Origin of the sequence: Aristaeella lactis (assembly GCF_018118585.1) — a bacterium.
Taxonomy (GTDB): domain Bacteria; phylum Bacillota; class Clostridia; order Christensenellales; family Aristaeellaceae; genus Aristaeella; species Aristaeella lactis.
The window spans coordinates 2,039,284-2,058,968 of record NZ_CP069421.1 but is presented as its reverse complement, the minus strand read 5'-3'; the positions used below and the strand labels follow the sequence as shown (position 1 = coordinate 2,058,968).

General features: G+C 55.3%; 12 protein-coding genes. 10 read left to right on the top strand and 2 right to left on the bottom strand.

The features are described 5' to 3' along the window. Window positions 1-56 precede the first annotated feature (56 nt). Window positions 57-752 (bottom strand): SIMPL domain-containing protein, encoded by a 696-nt coding sequence (locus tag JYE50_RS09565; protein WP_084095313.1) that lies wholly within the window; start codon window positions 750-752, stop codon window positions 57-59. Between the two features lie 180 nt (window positions 753-932). Between JYE50_RS09565 and JYE50_RS09560 the strand changes: the two genes are divergently transcribed. Then, a complete protein-coding gene (locus JYE50_RS09560; RefSeq protein WP_143763577.1) occupies window positions 933-2,300 on the top strand; it encodes a GGDEF domain-containing protein in 1,368 nt (455 codons plus the stop codon). Between the two features lie 12 nt (window positions 2,301-2,312). Here JYE50_RS09560 and JYE50_RS09555 read toward each other — a convergent pair whose 3' ends face one another. After that, a complete protein-coding gene (locus JYE50_RS09555; RefSeq protein ID WP_084095311.1) occupies window positions 2,313-4,310 on the bottom strand; it encodes a helix-turn-helix domain-containing protein in 1,998 nt (665 codons plus the stop codon). Window positions 4,311-5,106: 796 nt separating this feature from the next. Between JYE50_RS09555 and JYE50_RS09550 the strand changes: the two genes are divergently transcribed. The 9 genes from JYE50_RS09550 (at window position 5,107) to JYE50_RS09510 (ending at window position 19,680) form a co-directional block, all read left to right on the top strand. After that, window positions 5,107-6,477, top strand: a complete 1,371-nt coding sequence (locus JYE50_RS09550; protein ID WP_084095310.1) for a TrpB-like pyridoxal phosphate-dependent enzyme — start codon at window positions 5,107-5,109, stop codon at window positions 6,475-6,477. A gap of 328 nt (window positions 6,478-6,805) precedes the next feature. Then, window positions 6,806-7,894 carry a hypothetical protein gene (locus JYE50_RS09545; RefSeq protein WP_084095309.1) on the top strand — a complete coding sequence of 363 codons (1,089 nt, stop codon included), beginning with the start codon at window positions 6,806-6,808 and terminating at the stop codon, window positions 7,892-7,894. A 324-nt stretch (window positions 7,895-8,218) separates the two neighbouring features. Beyond that, window positions 8,219-9,517, top strand: a complete 1,299-nt coding sequence (locus tag JYE50_RS09540; RefSeq protein ID WP_143763576.1) for a leucine-rich repeat domain-containing protein — start codon at window positions 8,219-8,221, stop codon at window positions 9,515-9,517. 15 nt (window positions 9,518-9,532) lie between these two features. After that, window positions 9,533-10,633 (top strand): HlyD family secretion protein, encoded by a 1,101-nt coding sequence (locus JYE50_RS09535; RefSeq protein ID WP_084095308.1) that lies wholly within the window; start codon window positions 9,533-9,535, stop codon window positions 10,631-10,633. Next, window positions 10,630-13,017 (top strand): extracellular solute-binding protein, encoded by a 2,388-nt coding sequence (locus JYE50_RS09530; protein WP_084095307.1) that lies wholly within the window; start codon window positions 10,630-10,632, stop codon window positions 13,015-13,017. Before JYE50_RS09535 ends, JYE50_RS09530 begins: the two co-directional genes overlap by 4 nt. Window positions 13,018-13,102: 85 nt before the next feature. Next, window positions 13,103-15,595 (top strand): ABC transporter substrate-binding protein, encoded by a 2,493-nt coding sequence (locus JYE50_RS09525; RefSeq protein WP_179138273.1) that lies wholly within the window; start codon window positions 13,103-13,105, stop codon window positions 15,593-15,595. An 84-nt stretch (window positions 15,596-15,679) separates the two neighbouring features. After that, entirely contained in the window at window positions 15,680-17,947 is a 2,268-nt protein-coding gene (locus JYE50_RS09520; protein WP_084095305.1) for an ABC transporter substrate-binding protein, read from the top strand. A gap of 6 nt (window positions 17,948-17,953) precedes the next feature. Continuing rightward, window positions 17,954-18,820, top strand: coding sequence for a carbohydrate ABC transporter permease (locus JYE50_RS09515; RefSeq protein ID WP_084095304.1), 867 nt, complete (start codon window positions 17,954-17,956; stop codon window positions 18,818-18,820). A 2-nt stretch (window positions 18,821-18,822) separates the two neighbouring features. After that, window positions 18,823-19,680 (top strand): carbohydrate ABC transporter permease, encoded by an 858-nt coding sequence (locus JYE50_RS09510; protein WP_084095303.1) that lies wholly within the window; start codon window positions 18,823-18,825, stop codon window positions 19,678-19,680. The last annotated feature ends 5 nt before the right edge of the window (window positions 19,681-19,685 follow it).

The following is a 19,685-nucleotide window of genomic DNA, read 5'->3' as shown; positions in this document are numbered from 1 at the left end:
TCAATAGGTAGGAGGTAGGAAGTAGGAGGCAGGAGGTATTTTTACGCTTCTCCTGTTTACTTCGTTTTGAAGGTAACGGTAACAGTGGCGGAGACGCAGATCTTAGCCGCCTGGATGATGGTGGCGGCATCAGTTTCAACGGCACCGGCAGCCTTGGTGACAAAACGATTGGTTCCGTTGTCATAGGTGAAGAATCCGGTTTCCTGGATGGACTCGATCTCCGGTTCGCCCATTCCGGCGGCTTCCGCAAGGACAGCCGCCTTTTCCTTTGCTTCCGCAAGGGCGGCCTTCAGGGACTCCGCCCGGGCGGCTGAATCATCGGAAGCGGAGAAGGAAACGCCGTCCAGCATGTTCGCGCCGGCGCCGAAGGCCAGGTCGATTACTTCCCCGACACGGCTGATATCCTTTACCAGAACGGCCAGGCTGGAAGAAGCGCTGTAGCCGGTGAGCTTTTCCTCGTAGCCGCTGTAGTCATAGACCCCGTAGAGGTTGACATATCCGGTGTTGATGTCTTCTTCCTTCAGACCGGCATCGGTCAGCGCGGCACGGATACGGGCAATGACCTCGTTGACTTCGGACTGGGCCTTGAGCGCGTCCGCGTTCCGGGCGCTGACGCCGAGGGAAACAACGGCGGTATCGGCAGGAATGTAGGTTTCACCGGTTCCGGTGACGACGATCGAAGAATCCGCCAGGGCGGAGAAGGTGAAAAGGGAAAGAACCATAACCAGGATCAAAGCAATCAGTTTACGCATGACAAAAAAACTCCTTTCAAAAGTGGTTTCATGATGTATGACGACAGGATTGGAAAAAAGTTCCGTAAAAAACAGGAAAAAGTATAAAAAAATTATACATTGACACACTGGAAAGGGTCAAGGTAAAATACAGCGAGGCATTTTTTCGTTATAAAAAGAATAGTGGGGAGATAAGCTGTGTTGTCGTTCAGAAAAGGACAGGGACGAGGCGTATCATTGAGACGCTTCTCTTTCCTGATGCTTTTCTTTTCGCTGATCGTCACGGCAGCCCTGCTGTATACCACCTTCAACACAGTGAAAGCTTTCCGCGGCCTTTCCGAGGCGACAGGGGATTATATTGAGCTTGCCTCGGCCGCGGACGCACTGATGGACGCTTCCGACTACCTGACGGAAGAAGTACAGCGCTATACCGTGATCAGCGACCGGACACACCTGGACAATTATTTCCGGGAGGCAGAAACAGACCGCCGCCGGGAACGGGCCCTGGCGATCATGTTCCGCAACGCTCCGGATTCCCCGGCCCTCGGGCAGCTGCAGGCAGCCATGAAGGAATCCATGGAGCTGATGAGCCGGGAATACTATGCCATGCGGCTGATGCTGGACGCGGCAGGAGACACGGATATCCCCGCAGCCCTGCAGGATGTTCAGCTGACTGAAGAGGACCTGGCGCTGGACGCGGAAGCGAAGGTGGACAAGGCCCGGATGATGATGCATGATACGGAGTATTACGCGCAGAAGAGTCGGATCCGTGAAAACATGCAGGAATGCGTTGACACGCTGACCGGAAGCACCCAGAAAGTCCGGGATGAGATGCAGGCATGGACAGACCGCTCCCTGAAATGGATGATCATCCTGCTGGTTGTGCAGAGCATCTGTATCTTCAAGATCCTCTGGCTGTTCTCCCACCTGGGGGTTGTGCCGCTGCTGAAGGCGGTCGGCCACATCCGGAAGGATGAGAAACTGCCGGTGACCGGAGCACAGGAATTCCGGTACCTGGCGGAAACCTATAACAGGATGTACCACACCTATAAGAAGAACATCGAAAGCCTGAGCTTCAAGGCTTCCCATGACGAACTGACAGGCGTGTACAACCGGGCAGGCTATGAGCTGATCCGCGCGAACGTGGATATTGCCACCACGGCGCTGCTGATCCTGGATGTGAATTTCTTTAAAGAGATCAACGATACTTCCGGCCATGAGACCGGGGACGAGGCCCTGAAGAAGATCTCCCGGGTGCTGACGGAAAACTTCCGTTCGGATGACTATATCTGCCGGATCGGTGGAGATGAGTTCGCGGTGTTCATGGTTCACCTGAAGGATCATCCCGAGGAGCTGATCCGGAGGAAGGTGGACCAGGTGAACGCGGCGCTGGCCGATACCGCTGACGGTTCACCGGCTGTCAGCATGAGCGTGGGCGCGGCGGTGGGCGACGAAAGCATCACAGATTCCCAGGAGCTGTTCCACCGGGCGGACGCGGCCCTGTATCATGTAAAGGAGAACGGAAGACAAGGCTGCTGTATATACGGCGATGAGATAAGCGGGTCCTGACGGACCCGTTTTTTAATCCTCCTGGAGTTTAAGCTCCGGGTATCCGGCGGCACGGAGATATTCCTGCACCTCGGGAATGGTGTCCATGAAACAGCAGTCCAGGATCTCCCCGTAATGTCCCCGGGGACCATAGCTTTTGATGGAGAAACCGGCTTTGTCCAGCATCAGGCGGGAAAGCCAGGGCGGCAGGTGAAGGGCGATGCACAGTGCCACAACCACATCCGGATTATACCCTGAGCGCATACCGCCGCGGTAGCGGCTGACGGTTTTGCTGGAGACATGGGCCAGGGCGGCCAGCTCTTCCAGGGTGACCTTTCCGCCGTCCCGGTTTTCCATCAGGTAAACCAGCGCGTCCGGAAAATCATTGGGCATGGACTGCATGAGACGGTTGCGCCGGGCCAGCCGTTCCCGGGCAGTCAGACTCAGCCGGCGGTCCAGGAAACGGTCGTATTCACGGACGTAATCCTCATTGCTGTTCAGGGTGCCGAAGAGCCAGACGGACTCCTCGTTCTCCCGCAGCCAGACCTTTTCAAACCAAAGGCAGCAGGCATCGGCGTGGGCGTTGGCCCAGGGCGTCAGGCGGGCGCCTTCTTTGGTGGGACGGAGGAACTGGGGATCATTCATGCAGACATGGCCGTCCGCGTAGACAAAATCCCCGCGGCCCATGAGCTGGCGGAATTCGCTGCTGCGGTGGTACAGGTCCGTCAGGGCTTTGCGGCTGATGACAAGGGTTGCCTGGCCGCGGGAGGAATGCTCCTCGGTGAAGGCAAAGGGCGTAATATACCGCCCGTCCACATAATTGACGGCCCCGCGGGCAGCCGGGTGACCCAGCTGAACCAGGCGGCGGCGAAGGGTGGTGCGGGGAGCACCGTATTCATCCGAAAGGCGGCGGATGACTCGGTCCCAGCGGAACCCCGGGTGATTGATATAGCCTTCCACGGAGGGATAGGTGCTGGCCTGCTGGAACAGGCGCCACGCTTTACCGCGGATCAGGTTCTGGGGAAGAAGCAGGGCAATGCTGCCGCTCCGTGCCTGGTGTTCCATGAAGCGGAGGGGATCACTGGCGGGACGGCCGATGGAATTGCGGACAGTCCGGTAACGGATTTCCAGCGGGTTGGTGCTCATCAGCTTCTGGAGACGGTAAAAGAGCAGGTGCCACTCATAATGGATACATTCATGGAGAATATCCAGGTCCCGGCATTCGGACCGGGCGGCGGTATTGATCACAATGGTGTTGGCCGGAACCTGGCGGGAAACCGGGAGAGGGAAGTCTTCCTCCCCGGGCTTTTTTTCATCCTGGACAAGCACTGTTCCTTCCCGGAAGAAAAGGATGCTGCGGGTGCGGTTCTGGCAGTGGAGACGCATTTCCCGGATCTCCAGGCCCAGCTTTTCCGCAAGCATCCGGGCGGTACGGTCCTTCGGATCCTTTATGCCCGGCAGGAGGTTTTCCCACAGGCGCTCCGCCCCGGACTCGATCTCGTCCTCCCGGAGGATCGGTACCAGGAAGCGGTCCAGCTTCCAGAAACTGCGGTCCGGCTTGTCTGCCGCCAGGTGCAGTTCCTGCACCTCACAGCTGAAACCCTCTTCCGTGCAGAACCAGAGCCCCAGGCAGAAACCGAAACGGCCGGCGATGTCCCGCCCTTCCTTTTCAACGGTCATGGAAACTGAAAGGTCCACATCCGCCAGGAAATCCGTGCGGTTCAGCCGCCAACAGGTGATGGTGCCGATTTCCAGGTCCCGCGGGGCGATCCTCTCGGATACGGCGGCGTTTCCGAGGAGGAGACTCAGTTCGCCATTAGCCAGACGGGCGTTCATTTCCTGAAGGATGAGGGTGGAAAAGCGTTCCCGGATGCAGCGGTCCATATCGTCCACAACGGGAACCAGCCAGGCCTGGACAGGGCAGCGCTTTTCATCCTCCCGGGCGCGGAGCATTTCCTCAACCGGGTCTTCCCCCGGGATGCAGGCTTCTTCCTCAGCCCAGCCGGCATACTCTCTCAAAGACTGTTCCATAATGATCTCCTCTCTCCTGTTTCCGGGAATAAAGGCGGGGGACCACGCCCGCAGAGCGCGCGTCACCCGCAAGAAGCACAATAAAAATGTGAAAAAGAAAGAATATTCATTTTCAGCACAATTATATTGTGCTTTTCAGAAAAAAGCAACAAGCAAATTCAGAATTCAGAATTCAGAATTAATCACGGGGAGAAGGTTGAGTTCTTATCCGGACAGATCCGGAGCGATACAAAAAAAGCTTTGAATAATACATAATTACATAATAGAAAGGGTCAAATGGGTGCAGGGTGAAACAGAGACTGTCTGATCTGTAGAAGAGCGGAAAACAAAATATAATTCTGAATTCTGAATTCTTAATTCTGAATTAACATGAGTACACAGGAAGAACAAACACGCCCCTTGCGCCGCGGGAAAGTCCTGTGGTATGCTTTGCTAAACCGTTGAAGAAGAGTAAGTACTTTCCATACATCTTACCTTACAGAGAGCCGCCGGGGGTGGAAAAGCGGCAGGGAAGCGGAAAGGAATGGACTTCCGAGGGCGAACAGAAAGGGTTACCGAGTATGTGAGACGGAGATGACCCTCCGTGATCAAAGGTCCGCGTATGAATGTACGCAGCGAGGAGGGCGCGAAAGCGCCAAGCCGGGTGGCACCGCAGGAATGATGATTCAGACCTGTCCCAGCAGAAAACACTGGGACGGGTTTTCTTTTTACCGTCCCGCAACGATCCTCCGCTTCATCCGGACTGACGGGAGAAGCGGGAACCGGGCCAAGGCCCTGAAAGAAAGGAGACTGCACCATGGCAAACAATGAGATCCCTTACAAAATCTACCTGACTGAAAATGAAATGCCCACCTACTGGTACAACCTGCGGGCAGACATGAAAAACAAGCCCGCTCCCCTGCTGAACCCCGGCACCCATCAGCCCATGACCGCGGCGGAGCTTTCCGGCGTGTTCTGCGACGAACTGGTGCAGCAGGAACTGGACAACGACACCCGCGAGTATCCCGTTCCGAAGGAGATCCTGGACTTCTACAAGATGTACCGTCCGTCTCCCCTGGTCCGGGCCTACTGCCTGGAGAAGAAACTGGGCACTCCCGCGAAGATCTACTACAAATTCGAAGGCAACAACACCAGCGGCAGCCACAAGCTGAATTCCGCCATTGCCCAGGCTTATTACGCCAAGAAGCAGGGCCTGAAGGGCGTGACCACCGAGACCGGCGCCGGCCAGTGGGGCACGGCCCTGTCCATGGCCTGCGCGTATTTCGAGCTGGACTGCAAGGTCTACATGGTGAAGGTTTCCTATGAACAGAAGCCCTTCCGCCGCGAAGTGATGCGGGTGTACGGCGCTTCCGTGACGCCTTCCCCGTCCATGACCACCCAGGTGGGACAGAAGATCCTGGCGGAGCATCCCGGCACCACGGGCTCCCTGGGCTGCGCCATCTCCGAAGCGGTGGAAGTGGCCGTCGGCAATCCCGGTTACCGCTACGTGCTGGGCAGCGTGCTGAACCAGGTTCTGCTGCACCAGTCCGTGATCGGTATGGAAACCAAGATCGCGATGGATAAGTACGGCATCAAGCCGGATACGATCATCGGCTGTGCCGGCGGCGGAAGCAACCTGGGCGGCCTGATCGCTCCCTTCATGGGTGAGAAGCTGCGCGGCGAAGCGGACTACGACTTCATCGCCGTGGAGCCTGCCTCCTGCCCGAGCCTGACCCGCGGCGTATACGCCTATGACTTCTGCGACACGGGCATGGTGTGCCCGCTGGCAAAGATGTACACCCTGGGTTCCGACTTCATCCCCGCCCCGAACCATGCCGGCGGCCTGCGCTATCACGGCATGAGCCCGATCCTGTCCCAGCTGTATGATGACAAGTTGATGCGGGCGGTTTCCGTGCCCCAGACCAAGGTGTTCGAAGCGGCTGAAACCTTCGCCCGCACCGAAGGCATCCTGCCCGCGCCGGAAAGCAGCCACGCTATCTGCGCTGCCATCGATGAGGCACTGAAGTGCAAGGAAACCGGTGAGGAGAAGACCATCCTCTTCGGCCTGACCGGCACCGGCTACTTTGACCTGGTGGCTTACGAGAAGTTCCATAACGGCCAGATGGATGACTATATTCCCACGGATGATGAGCTGAAAGCCTTCCGTGCCCGGCTGCCGAAAATCTGATAAAGACGACTGATACAGGGAACGCGCAGATTCTGCGCGTTCTTTTTTTACCTGCGGAATTCCGGGAGAATGACGGGAAATGGTTACATAAAGAATAAAAACGCAACAAGAAACAGCAAATGTAACCCGTAAACGATTACGTATGAGATTCCAGGTAACCGATCCGCAAAGGAGCGGATAGAAAGGATGGGAGGCTTGAAAATAAAGTACTGGATACAAACAACCAGAGGGTTCAAAACCCTTGACGGCTTTCCAAAACATGGTTACAATACATATGTACGTACAGCTTGTATTGTAACTGCCATACAGCCTCGAAAGGAGAATGGCTATGCGTCAGAGGAAAGCGGATTCCTGGAAGATCCTGTTCAGGAGGCTGCCTGCCTGCGCGCTGGCCGTTTTTGTGCTGTCCGCTTCGGGCTTTGCCCGTGCGGATGAGGTTCTGCCCACTCCGCTCCCGGAGCATATCACCGCCGCGGACCACCTGGAGATTGATGACCGTTTTGAGGAACTGAGCTTTTATACCGTAACCTTCCGGAACACAAGGGCCTATACGCCCGAGATGTTCAACCCGGGCAAAGTGACAGAATCGGATTATATCCAGTCGGAATCCGGCTCCGGGGATGACTGGTATCACTACAGGTATGAGGATGACAGTGAGCTCACCATCCCGGGAAACACGGAACTGATTTACGGCAGCAGGGATTATGAACGTTACAGTCAGCTGCTGACTTACCTGGACAATGCCGGGATCAGCGCGGAGGAACGGGAAACCGCGCCTTATCCCCTGCAGGACGCGCTGGAGAGAAGCAATTCCCTGTTTGACAGGCTTCATATCGGAAACCTGGTTATGGACCGGGCTGTAGCGCTTCCTTCTTCCCGGATCCGCGCGCTGACCGATGACATGAAACGGTTTTACAGCGGCGCGCAGAAGCTGTACTGCTTTGATTCCTTCCCGGATGAAATCGGCGCGTGGTACCTGACTTTCCGGCAAGAGCTGAGCGGGATCCGTTCCGCGGGCGTTCCGCAGGTCAGGATCGTGCTGACAGGGGATGGGACAGCACTGCTGGAACTGAACAGGATTATTGACCATGTGAACGATGATTATGAGCTGACAGCCGCCGCCACGTGGCAGGACGCAGTCCGCCTCTTTACGGCGACGCACGAACAGAAGAGCTCTGAAAGCGAACTGTACAGCGAATCCTTTGAGATCAACCGGATCAACATCGCCTATGATTATGAAATGCCCCGTGACGATTCCGCCACGCTGGACGCGAAGGTCTTCCCCTGCTGGCAGATCGAGGGCAGCCAGGAGATCACCCTGGCGGAAGGACCGGAGATTCACAATCCCGGAACAAAGATTATCCCATTTTCGGAGGTCTACAGTATTCCGGACGGGAAGAAGAATATAAACTGGTAAGACCGGAAAGAACAAAGTTCCGGCAACAGAAAAGGGAGTGCGCCGGCGCGCACTCCCTTTTCTGCTGGACAGGATCCAACAGGGAAGGTTATTTGACAGCAGCCCCTGAAAAATGGTACGATGCAAAAGGTTCGAACAACTTTGCAACATACTGTAATGATCCGCCCGGGACGGCGGTTGTCCCCGATTGACAGTCTTGATAAAATAGATCTGTATTAAAAATGTTTTTAATAAAAAATTAACAAAAAAACAGAGAAAAAATAGGTCCCTTGTTCGTCTAATTAAAAGAGTGGCTTATTTCAGGAAGGAGGAGAGGACAGAAGCATGGGCAAGAAGATTGGCAGGCTGATTATCGCAGTCTGCATTGCTCTGGTCCTCCTGGCCGCCGGCGCCGCACTGGCGGAAGACCCGGCAACACCAACAGATATTGATAAACCGACGGATCCGCCGGCATGGGAAATCGAGGGGGACGTCCTGGTTGCCTGCAGGGTTACGGACGAGAACATAACCGTTCCGGACGGGATCCGCGTGATCGGCCCGAATGCCTTCAAGGGGCTGAAAACCATGAAGAGCGTCACCCTGCCGGATTCGGTGGAGAAGATCAGCAACGGCGCCTTCGCGGAATGTACAAAGCTGGAGAAGGTACGCCTGGGCAGCCAGACGCACCTGCAGGAGATCGGGAATCACGCATTCCTGAACTGCAGGCAGCTGGATACGACTTTTGTGCCGGATGGCGTGCGCGTTGCGGACAACGCGTTTGAAGGAGCGGGAAAACAGCCGGATGAGCCGACGCCGACGCCGACACCAACGCCGGCGGACGATACGACACCGACCCCGACGCCCGCCCAGACGGACGAGACCACACCGACACCAACGCCGGAACCCACACCGACGCCGGAACCCACACCGGAACCGAAGGAACCGGACCATGAACCGCCGGCATCCACGCCGGAAGCGCCCCAGGAACCGGAACAGCCGAGCCAGCCATCCTATCATGGCGGAGGCGGCGGAGGCGGTGGGATCAGGATCCCCCACAGCCGCGGCAGCAAAACCGTGGGACCGGATTACGACCTGGTGGGCCTGAAACAGCTGAAGGATGAACCGGACAAGGTGATGAGCCAGCTGACGCTGGACGGCGAGGCCCTGGCGCTTTCCATGAGCCGGGAAGGGGACGGGGAAAACGGCTTTACCGCGGCCGGGATCAACTGGCAGCAGCCGGAAAACCAGGAATCCATCGATACCCTGGTGCTGACCGCCGCGGGAGACGGCGCGGGAAGCGGGAGCACCTGGAACCTGAACGGGGAGGTGCTGCGCAAGATGCACAAGAGCGGCATCCTGCACCTGGTCCTCCGGGACGGCGACCAGATCGCCGTGATGGAAACCGAAGGCTTCCTGGCCGGATGGAATTACGATGAAATGAAAAGCCGGGGCACAGCAAACCGGCGCTTTGAATACGGCATAGCGATCACTCCCGGTGCACCTGCTTCCTGGCAGGTGAAGGTCGGGGAGGAAACCTATGAACTGACTACGGATGAACACGCGGGGATTTACCTGACCGGGGTTTACAGCGGGTCCGCGGAAGCGCTGAACCTGCCGTACGATAAATTGTTTTCTGGTGAGTGAAAGGAGAGGAACCGGATGAAAAAGGTATTTGCACTGCTGATAGCCCTGGCCCTGGTTCTGGGCAGCACAGCCCTGGCTGAAACAGGACTTTCCTACGAGGGAAAGGTTGTCGCGGGAGACTCGGTTCCGATTGCCGCGCCCTTTGGCGGCCGCATTGGATCAATGACGCTGCGCAAGGGCGATCCGGTCCGGGAAGGCGACGCCCTGGTAACGATCCAGACAACCATGAACTACGCGCCGGTGGAAGGTACCGTGACCGGCCTTTATGTGGCAGAGGGTGACAGCACCGAGGGGGCGAAGACCCGCTACGGCGCTTCGCTGTATATTGAACCCACCCGCAAGTATAAGGTGGAAGCGAACAGCGAGAAGGCTTTCAACAAGAGCGAGAATTACTTTATCCATCGGGGTGAGCGGGTTTACCTGATCTGTGTTGCCGACGGCACCCACAAGGGGACGGGCATCATCTCCGGGATGACGGAGACCGGATACAACATTGAAGTGACCGGCGGAGAATTCTACCTGGAAGAAAAGGTCTATGTCTACCGCGATGAGAACCTGTCCAAGGAAAGCCGCATCGGCAAGGGAACGGTGAAACGGTCCGATGCCGTGCCGGTGGAAGGTACCGGCAGCGTATTGAAGCTGCACGTGAAGAACGGTGATTTTGTGGAACGCGGCGAGCTGTTGTTTGAAACGGTGGACGGTATCCTGGACGGGTATTACGCGCCGGATAACAGTGTGAAGAGCCCTGTGACGGGTGTGATCGCCAGCGATCCCAAAGGCGCCGGCGAGACCGTGACCAAGGGCGACACCCTGATGATGGTGGTTCCCTCCAAGAGCTTCCAGGTGGAGTTTGAGGTGCCTGAGGCGGATCTTTTCCTCCTGGAGGAAGGGCAGGCTGTTTCCATGGAACTGCTTTGGGACAACGCCGCGGAAAAGAACTACACAGGCGTTATCACGGGAATCTCCCATATGAATGAAGATCCAAAGGAAGGATCGGACAAAAAGCTTTATAAAGCTTATGCCTCCTTCGAGGCAGACGAACGGATCAGACTGGGCATGACCATGCTGATCTATCCGGTGGACAATACGGAAAAGACGGAGGAACCTGAAGAATGATCAGACTGAACGGAAAAAAGGTAATCCTGCTGTTTCTGGCTGCTGCGCTGTGCGTGACGGCATGCGTACCTGCCTTCGCGTCAGTGGGGGACCGTATCCTGATGCGGTATTCCACCACGGACGGATATGGTATGGACGAAACCGTCCAGACTGTTGTGCGGGCCGGAGACGGGATCTGCGTTGTGCTCCGGGGACAGGATGGGAAGAAGTTCCTGGTGTACAAAGATCCCAAGGGAGAACCGGAAACCTATACCATGCCGGATAACCGGGAACCCAACATCACCCAGGATGAGAACGGTTCGGACATCAGGCACTATGAGGATGTGAGCTCTGTGTTCGGCTGGAACGGCGAGATCTACGCGCTGGTTTCCAGGCAGGTGTCCGGGGAAGACTTCTGGAAAATGGACGGCGCTTCCGTGAAGCATATTAAGCTGGAAAACGGAGAGGCTGTCCTGGAAGACAGCGGCCTGCCGGATATGGACATCACCGACATGCTTAACGGCGATGATGAATACCAGTATTTCGACGGCCTGAACGGGGCTTTTACGTCCGGGGATAAGCTGATCGGCCAGACCTATGGTGAGGAAGGCCCCAAACTGTGCGTGGTTGACCTGCAGGAAGGGACCACGGATGTGACGGATCTGGATGACAGCGTTGCAAGTATTGTCGCGGGTCCGGAAGGGTCGGTCCTGGTGACGCGGATTAACTGGGAAAGTGAAAAGGCCATAGCGAGCATGAGCCGCATGGACCTGGCAGACAAGAGCGAGGAACCGCTGTGGGAAAAAACGGGAGAAGATCTTTACGGCCTGAATCCCTGCTATGATCCCGAAAGCGACATGCTGTTCTTTGCGTACAAAGGCGAACTGTGGAGGATGCCGCTGGCCCAGCCGGACTTTGACCAGGCTGAATCCGTGAACGACTGCCCGAGCGCGGATTCCGGCGCGATACTCCTGCCGGACGGTTTTATGGTGCTGTGGTCCTACAATGTGGTCCTGCTGAAGAATACCGATCCCGCACAGCGCGGCAGCGTCACACTGCGGATCAAGGACTTTAATTATTCCAATGCCCTGAGTGAAGCAATCTATGATATGAACAATACCCGGGGTGACGTTTCCGTTGTCCTGGACCAGGAATACACGGAAAATCCCGGTGTTCTGCAGGCGATGATGAACCGTGACGCGTACTTCGACATTTACGCGATGGAATACGAGGCCAGCGACTGCAGCGCGCTGCGCAACCGCGGATACATGCTGGACCTGAGCGGAAACGAGCAGATCGCTGAATGTGTAAACCGGATGTATCCCTATCTCCGGGATGCCGTGGAAAAGGATGGAAAGATCATCGGCGTTCCGGTGGAAGCATACGGATCATCGTTCGGTATCAACCTGGATGTGCTGGAACGGCTGGGCCTGAAGGAAGAAGACCTTCCGAAGACCTGGGAGCAGTTCTTTGACTGGGTGGAAGCTTTGCCGGAAGTGCTGGCGGGCCAGAAGGAAGCGTCCCTGGCGGGAAGCTGGGAGGACCGCCTGTATGTCCGCGCGGCCATCCTGAACAATCTTCTGAACCAGTACCAGGTCTGGATGGACGGCAAAGGCGAAAACTATCTTTTCAATTCCCCGCTGCTGAATGGCCTGATCACCCGCCTGAACAACCTGGACTATGAAGGCCTGGGCGCCAGGGAACACATAGAGGACGATGAGGGTGAAAGCTATGATTATGACGAAGAAGAGTATCGGGAGCCCCTGCTGGAGCTCTATTATGAGTCCACGCCGGGCGGCTACAACTCCCGTTGCAAGCCGCTGCTGCTGAGCTTTGCTGAAGGTGAGGATCCGGTTGTACCGGTGACGATCACCATCGCGTACGTCAATCCCTATACAGAGCATCCCCAGGAGGCCATGGAGTTCCTGGCGCATTCCATGAAGAACCTGTACACGGACAGCCGGTACACGGTCTTTGCGGATCAGACGGAAGCTTTCCGGTATCCCTGGTATGAGGAAAATCTCAAGAACTGGAAGGAAGAACTGGAAGAATACAAAAAACAGCTCCAGGAGGAGACGGAAGACGATAACAGGAAATCCCTGGAAGAAGAGATCGAGAACCTGGAAAAGATAATTGATGATGAAGAAAAGTACAGCTGGGTCATGAGTCCCGAGGAAATTGAACGGTACCAGAAGAACCAGCACCTGTATAAAGTGCAGGACTACAACTTCATCCATGACATGATGAAAAACAATGACGACAAAAAAGAGGACGAAGAAGAGTCCGAGTATACCAATGAGTACTATGACCTGGTATATGGTGAGAAGAACTTCGGACTCAGCGCGGATGAACTGCTGAACACAATCGACAAAAAGATCCAGATGATACGCCTCGAAGGAAACTAACGGTATATTTTGCATGAAAAACAGCGGCCGGCAGGACACAGCTGTCCTGCCGTCTGCATATAAAAAACAACACGGAGGGACCCATATGAACAGACAGATTATCAAAAAATTGATCCTGTGCCTGATGACTGTGATCCTGTGCGTGACAACATGCGCGCCTGCTTTTGCTTCGAAAGGTGACCGTACACTGATGCATTTTTCAGATGAGGAGCAGGCAAACGACTGCTACATTAACAGCGCTTTCCGGATGGGAGACGGATTCTGCATCTATTACCGGGAAGGGTCAATGAACCCGAAGCAGATCATCCTGCGGTACGCGGACGCCAAAGCGGAACCGGAAAAGTTTATCCTGCAGGACGATATGTCAGCCGGCGAAGGCGATATTGTTTCTGTGGAAACAGAACCTGCGACAGAAACGGATCTTCCCGCGGCGGAGGATGCCGCGGCAGTCGAAGGAATCGCCGCGGGCAGTGTAATCCCGGAGGGCGAAGAACTTACCGCAGGGACAGAGGAATACATTGATTATTCGAATATGTCCTATACATACGAATACGTCAACAGTGTGTTCGCCTGGAAGGATGATCTCTATGCTGTGGTGACGAAAACGGAATACAACGGGGATGAGTCTAAACAGAACTTATTTGTGAAACATCTCAGGCTGGAAGACGGCAAGGCTGTCCCGGAGGACTGTGACGTGCCGGAACTGGATATTACCTCCCTGATGCATGATTCTGATTACGGCGACGGCGGTTCTTATTTCGGCGGTTTCAACGATCCGTTCATGGTCGGGGACACCTTGGTCGGTACGTCTTACGGCGATGAGGGAAGCATACTTGTGGCCTTTGACCTGACCACAGGTTTCTGCTCCGAGTTCGCGGTGGAAGAACCCAACGGGATCACCGCCGGACCGGATGGATCCGTACTGATCAACCATTATGAATACGATGATTCTGACTATTCATCCAAAGCGGCTGTGATCCGGATTAACCTGGAAGACCAGAGCGAGGAAACGATCCTGGAACTGACAGGCAGTGATGTTTACAACGTGAACCTCTGCTATGACCAGGAAAAAGACGTGCTGTACTATACGCTTAACGGTGAACTGTGGGCGGCACCGCAGATGGACAAAGACCAGGCGTTCAGCGTGAACGAATGCCCGGAAGCCGGAAACGGAGCCATCTGCCTGAAAGACGGGTTTCTGCTGATCTGGACGAACAATACGGCGCTGATCCGGAACACGGATCCGTCCCAGCGCAGTTCCATCACCCTGCGGGTTGATATCGACGGCTGGAACACTGCTGCGACCAACGCAGTCTATGCCATGAGCGAGGTGCGCGGTGATGTCGCGGTACTTCTGAAGGGCATTGAAGACGAGAACTTCGATATGATGCAGGCGATGATGAACCGGGACAGTTATATGGATATTTATAATCTGTACTGTTCAGGTTCGGACTATAATGCCCTCAAAAACCGCGGATTCCTCCAGGATCTGAGTGACAATGAACAGATCGCCGCGGATACGGAACGTATGTATCCCATTATCCGGGATTTTGTGAAACAGGACGGAAAGATTATCGGTGTTCCCCTGTATGTATCCGCGGGTACGCTGGGCATCAATACGCGCCTGTGGAAGAATATGGGCGGAACGGAAGAGGAACTGCCGAAGACCTGGGACCAGTTCTTTGACTGGCTGGAAACCCTGCCTGAGAAGCTTACAGAAGACATTGACCTGGTTGAAGATTCCGAGTGGATGGACAGGGACAATTTCCGTTCAAGCATACGCAGTGACATCCTGGACCAGTACCAGGTTATGATGGATGCCAGGGGAGAGGAAGACTATGTTTTCAATACACCCATGATCAACAGTCTGCTGAAGCGGCTGGAGGAAGTGGATTATGACGCGCTCGGCGTCAGGGAAGCGGATGAAAGCAGAGAAGACAATGTCTATGATATGGATATGGATAAGAAGACCCTGCTGGCGACTTATTTCAGCAGTACACCCGATTCGTATAACAGCACGATTTATGCTCCGCTGATCCTGACCTTTGAAGAGGGAGAAGAGCCGATCATTCCGACATATACGAGCCTGGCGATCCTGAATCCCTATTCCGAGCATCCGGAAGAAGCAAAGCTGTATCTTTCCCTGATGCTGCAAAATGAGGACGCGAGCAACGCGTACACGCTCTTTACGGACAAGACAGAACCTATTGCTAACTCGTATTACCTCGAAAGCAAGAAATACTATGATGAGAATGTGGCATTCCTCCAGGAGCAGATTGAAAAAGCGGATGGGGACGAGAAGGCCACATGGGAAGGCTATCTTCGTGAAACAGAAGATCAAATGGAAGACATGGAACGGTGGGGCTGGGTCATCAGCCCCCAGAGCATCGAAAACTATAAGACAACCAATACCCTGATGAAAATGATGACTCATGACTTTATGGTTGATATTCTGGGTTCTGTGGACGAGGAAGCCGAGGAGGCTTTCTATAAAGAACTTGACAGGGAGAGAGACGTTGACAAATACCTGAACACGATCGACAACAAACTGCAAATGGTCCGCAGGGAAGGACACTGATCCTTCCGGAACGGGGTACAGGCCGGCAGGCAGCTGCCGGCCTTCCCGACGACCAAATCCATATATACAACGAGAGGAGTCGAAATGAAGAAACCGATTATCAAAACAACATTCCTGTGGATTATGACCCTGATCCTGTGCGTGACAACATGCGCGACAGCTTTCGCGTCAGCGGGAGACCGTACGCTGAAACATTATTCCGCCTCTGACAGCACAGGAAGCGTTAACAATGTATATAAGACCAGCGGCGGGTTCTGTGCTGACATCGAGGACATGAACGGACGGATGCTGCTGCTGTTTATGGATTTCCAGGCGGAACCTGAAAAATACGAGATACAGGAAAACGCGGAGGACGACGAACAGGCAGAGGAAGTCTGCTGCTATTTCTCCTGGAATGATGAGCTTTACGCGCTGGTGACCAGGAAAGCAAGTGACGGAGACAGCCAGATCATCAATGCCATTGCGGTGAAGCACATCAGGCTGGAAGACGGAAAGGCGGTCCCGGAGGACAGCAGCCTGCCGGAACTGGACTGCGGCATGCTGCTTGATGATTTAGGGGACAACATGTATTTTTATCCGGCAAAAGTGTTTACGTCCGGAGACCGGCTGGTTGGCACCGCTTACGGGATGAACGGACCGATCGTGTTCTGCTTTGACCTGGAGACGGGCGATTATACATGCCTGGAGACCGGGGATATCAGCGAGATCGCGCCCGGACCGGAAGGCTCTGTGCTGGTGACCCGGGCCGACTGGGGCGCGAAAGAAGCAAAGATCATCCGCATCAGCCTGGAAGACCAGCGTGAGGAAGAGATCACGGAGATCACTGACGCGACCAATTACCTGAATCCCTGCTATGACGCGGAAAAGAATATCCTGTACTATGCCAACGGCGGTGAGCTGTGGGCCATGCCGATGGATGGCACGGCACAGGCTGAGGTGGTCAATGACTGCCCGATTGACGGCGGCGGCGCAATATGCACGTCTGACGGTTTCCTGCTGATGTGGGATTACTCAACAATCCTGCTGCGAAACACGGATCCCGCGCAGCGCGCCAGTACGACCCTGCGGATCCGGGACACGAGTTATAACGGCGTGATGTCCGAAACGGTTTATACCCTGAACAATAAACGGGGTGATATCTCCGTGATCATTCAGCCGGACTGGGACGGGGTCCAGACGGATATTCCGCAGTCCCTGCTGAACCAGGATGCCGATACGGATATTTATGTGCTGCAGTATGAAAGCAATGACTTCCGGGCGATCCGCACACGCGGATACGCAGCGGATCTGAGCGGAAACGCGCAGGTCGCCGCGGGTGTTGACCGCATGTATCCCTTTATCCGGGATGCCCTGAAGCAGGATGGAAAGATCATCGCGGTTCCTATTGAAATCTCCGGCCAGACAGTCGGGATCAACCATGAAATGTGGAAAAAGCTTGGAGAAACCGAGGAGGAACTGCCGAAGACCTGGAGCCAGTTCTTTGACTGGCTGGAGACTCTTCCGGACAGGCTGGCGGGACGGAATGACGTATGTGTCTGCGATTCTCCGCGCGAAGATTTCATCAGCGCCATTACCATGACTATTCTGTATGAATACCAGGTCTGGATGGATGGCAAGGGAGAAGACTATGCTTTTAACTCTCCCGTGATGAATGAACTGTTGACACGCCTGAATAACCTGGACTATGATGCCCTTGATATGAAGGACCGGCATTACTATGATGACGGCTATACGGCTGGCGAATACAAGGATCCGCTCCTGAGCGTCTATACGGATCCCGGCATGATGGGTTACTATAAACCGATGCTGATCGGCTTTGCCGAAGATGAGACCCCCATCCAGCCGGTACAGATGTGTGTCGCCTTTGTGAATCCCTATTCCGAACACCAGGAAGAGGCTGCGGAATTCCTGGCTCTGGCCCTGGACAGCATGTATTTCCGAACAGAATATGCGATCTTCGCTGATAAAACAGAACCTATCCGCAGCGCGTACTATGAAAACGACCTGGAGCGCGCGAAGGAAAACATCGAGGCAGCGGAAGAAGCCCTTGAAAAAGCGGAAGACGGCGAAGAACGGGCAAACCTGGAGGACACGCTCAAGGAGTTCCGGGAATACCTGCAGAATGTGGAAGAATATGACTGGTCCATGAGTCCGGAAGCGATTGAGGATTACCAGAAACGCCTTCCGTCCCTGAAAGTGCTTGATTACCTGTTCCTGTACGATATCGTGGGCAACACGGACGCAGAGGAACAGCAGGAATTCGCGGAGCTTTTCTCCGGCAACACGGATCCCGGAGAACTGCTGAACAGGATCGATCAAAAGGTCCAAATGATCCGTATGGAAGGGAACTGATACCTTTTGTATAAGAAACTGAGAACAGCCTGGCCCTTTTTGCTGCCGGGCATGGCGGGACTGCTGGTTTTCTACGGCATCCCGTTTGTGGGCGGAATCTGGTACAGCGTCACGGACGGACGGGTTGAGAACAGCTTCGTCGGGTTCGCTAACTATGTTTCCGTCTGGGGCAACCCGATGTTCCAGACGGGACTGAAGAACACCATGGAGCTTTCCCTGATCTGCGCTCCGCTTCTTTTCCTGCTGTCCTTTTTACTGGCGGCAGGGCTGCACCGGATCCGTCCGGCCGGCGGCTTTTTCCGCTCCAGCGTGCTGATGCCCTACCTGATGCCGTCTTCGGCTATCCTGATCATCTGGCTGATGTGGTTTGACTTTGCCGGCCCGGTGAACCGGATCATCACAGCGCTGGGCGGAGCCCGGATTGACTGGCTGAAGGGAAGCGAATCCCGGATCCCGGTCATCCTGCTGTTCCTGTGGAAAAACCTGGGCTTCTGTGTGGTCATCTTTATGTCCGCACTGCAGTCCATTCCGGAATCCCTGTATGAATACGCGACGCTGGAAGGTGCTTCCTTCCTGAAACAGACCTTCAGCATCACGCTGCCGCTGGCGATCCCCTCGGCTTTCCTGGTGGCGATTCTTTCCTTTGTCAACGCGTTCCGGATCTTTAAGGAAGTTTATTTCATGGCCGGCGCCTACCCGGACGAGCCGCTGCTGTACACGCTGCAGAATTATATGAACAACATGTACGGCAAGCTGAATTATCAGAACGTAACGACGGCGGCGTACATTTTTGCCCTGATCGTGCTGGCACTCTTCGGCCTGCTGTTCATAAGCCAGCGGCAGGCGCTGAAACGACTGAACGGAGGCGACTGACGATGAGACAAAAAGGCTTCCGGATCTGGCTGGCACGAATTGTACTGACTATCCTGGCACTCATTATCCTGCTTCCGATGGTCCAGACTTTCCTGTATTCCTTCTCCTCCATCGGGGAAATGAAGGAACTGATGAAAGAAAGGGGAAAGCTGGGCGAAGGGGAGTGGATGGATCCGCATTATTCACCGCACCAGATCTCCCTGGGGCAGTATGAACAGATCCTGATCAAGGATGAGGCGATCCTGCATTTTTTCAACAACTCGGTGATCTACGCCGCGGCGATCCTGCTGGGACAGGCGCTGGTCGTTCCGGCCCTGGCGTTCGGACTGAGCAAATTCCGCTTCCGCGGACGGGAAACGATCTTCTTCCTGATCGTGATGCTGATGCTGCTGCCCTTCCAGGTAACCATGGTCCCGAATGTGCTGACACTGCGCTTTATGGGACTGCTGAACACAAGATGGGCGATCATCCTGCCGATGCTTTTTGCCCCGTTCTTTATCTTCCTGCTGCGCCAGTATATGATCGCGCTGCCGGACGAGCTGCTGGAAGCAGCCTCCATAGACGGAGCCGGACCGTTCCGGTCCTTCCTGTGGATTGTGCTGCCGGTCTGCCGGCCGGTGCTGGGCGCGGCGGCGGCGCTGTCCTTCGCGGAAAGCTGGAACCTGGTGGAACAGCCGATCACTTACCTGACGGCGGCGAAAGCGCTGGAACCCCTTTCCACACAGTTCAACCAGCTGACCAGGAAAGTATCCGGCTATGAGTTTGCCGGCGCGGCACTGTATATCCTGCCGGCACTGCTGATCTACCTGTTCTTCCAGGAGGACATCCTGGCGGGGATTCAGCTGACGGAAATGAAATAAGAGGC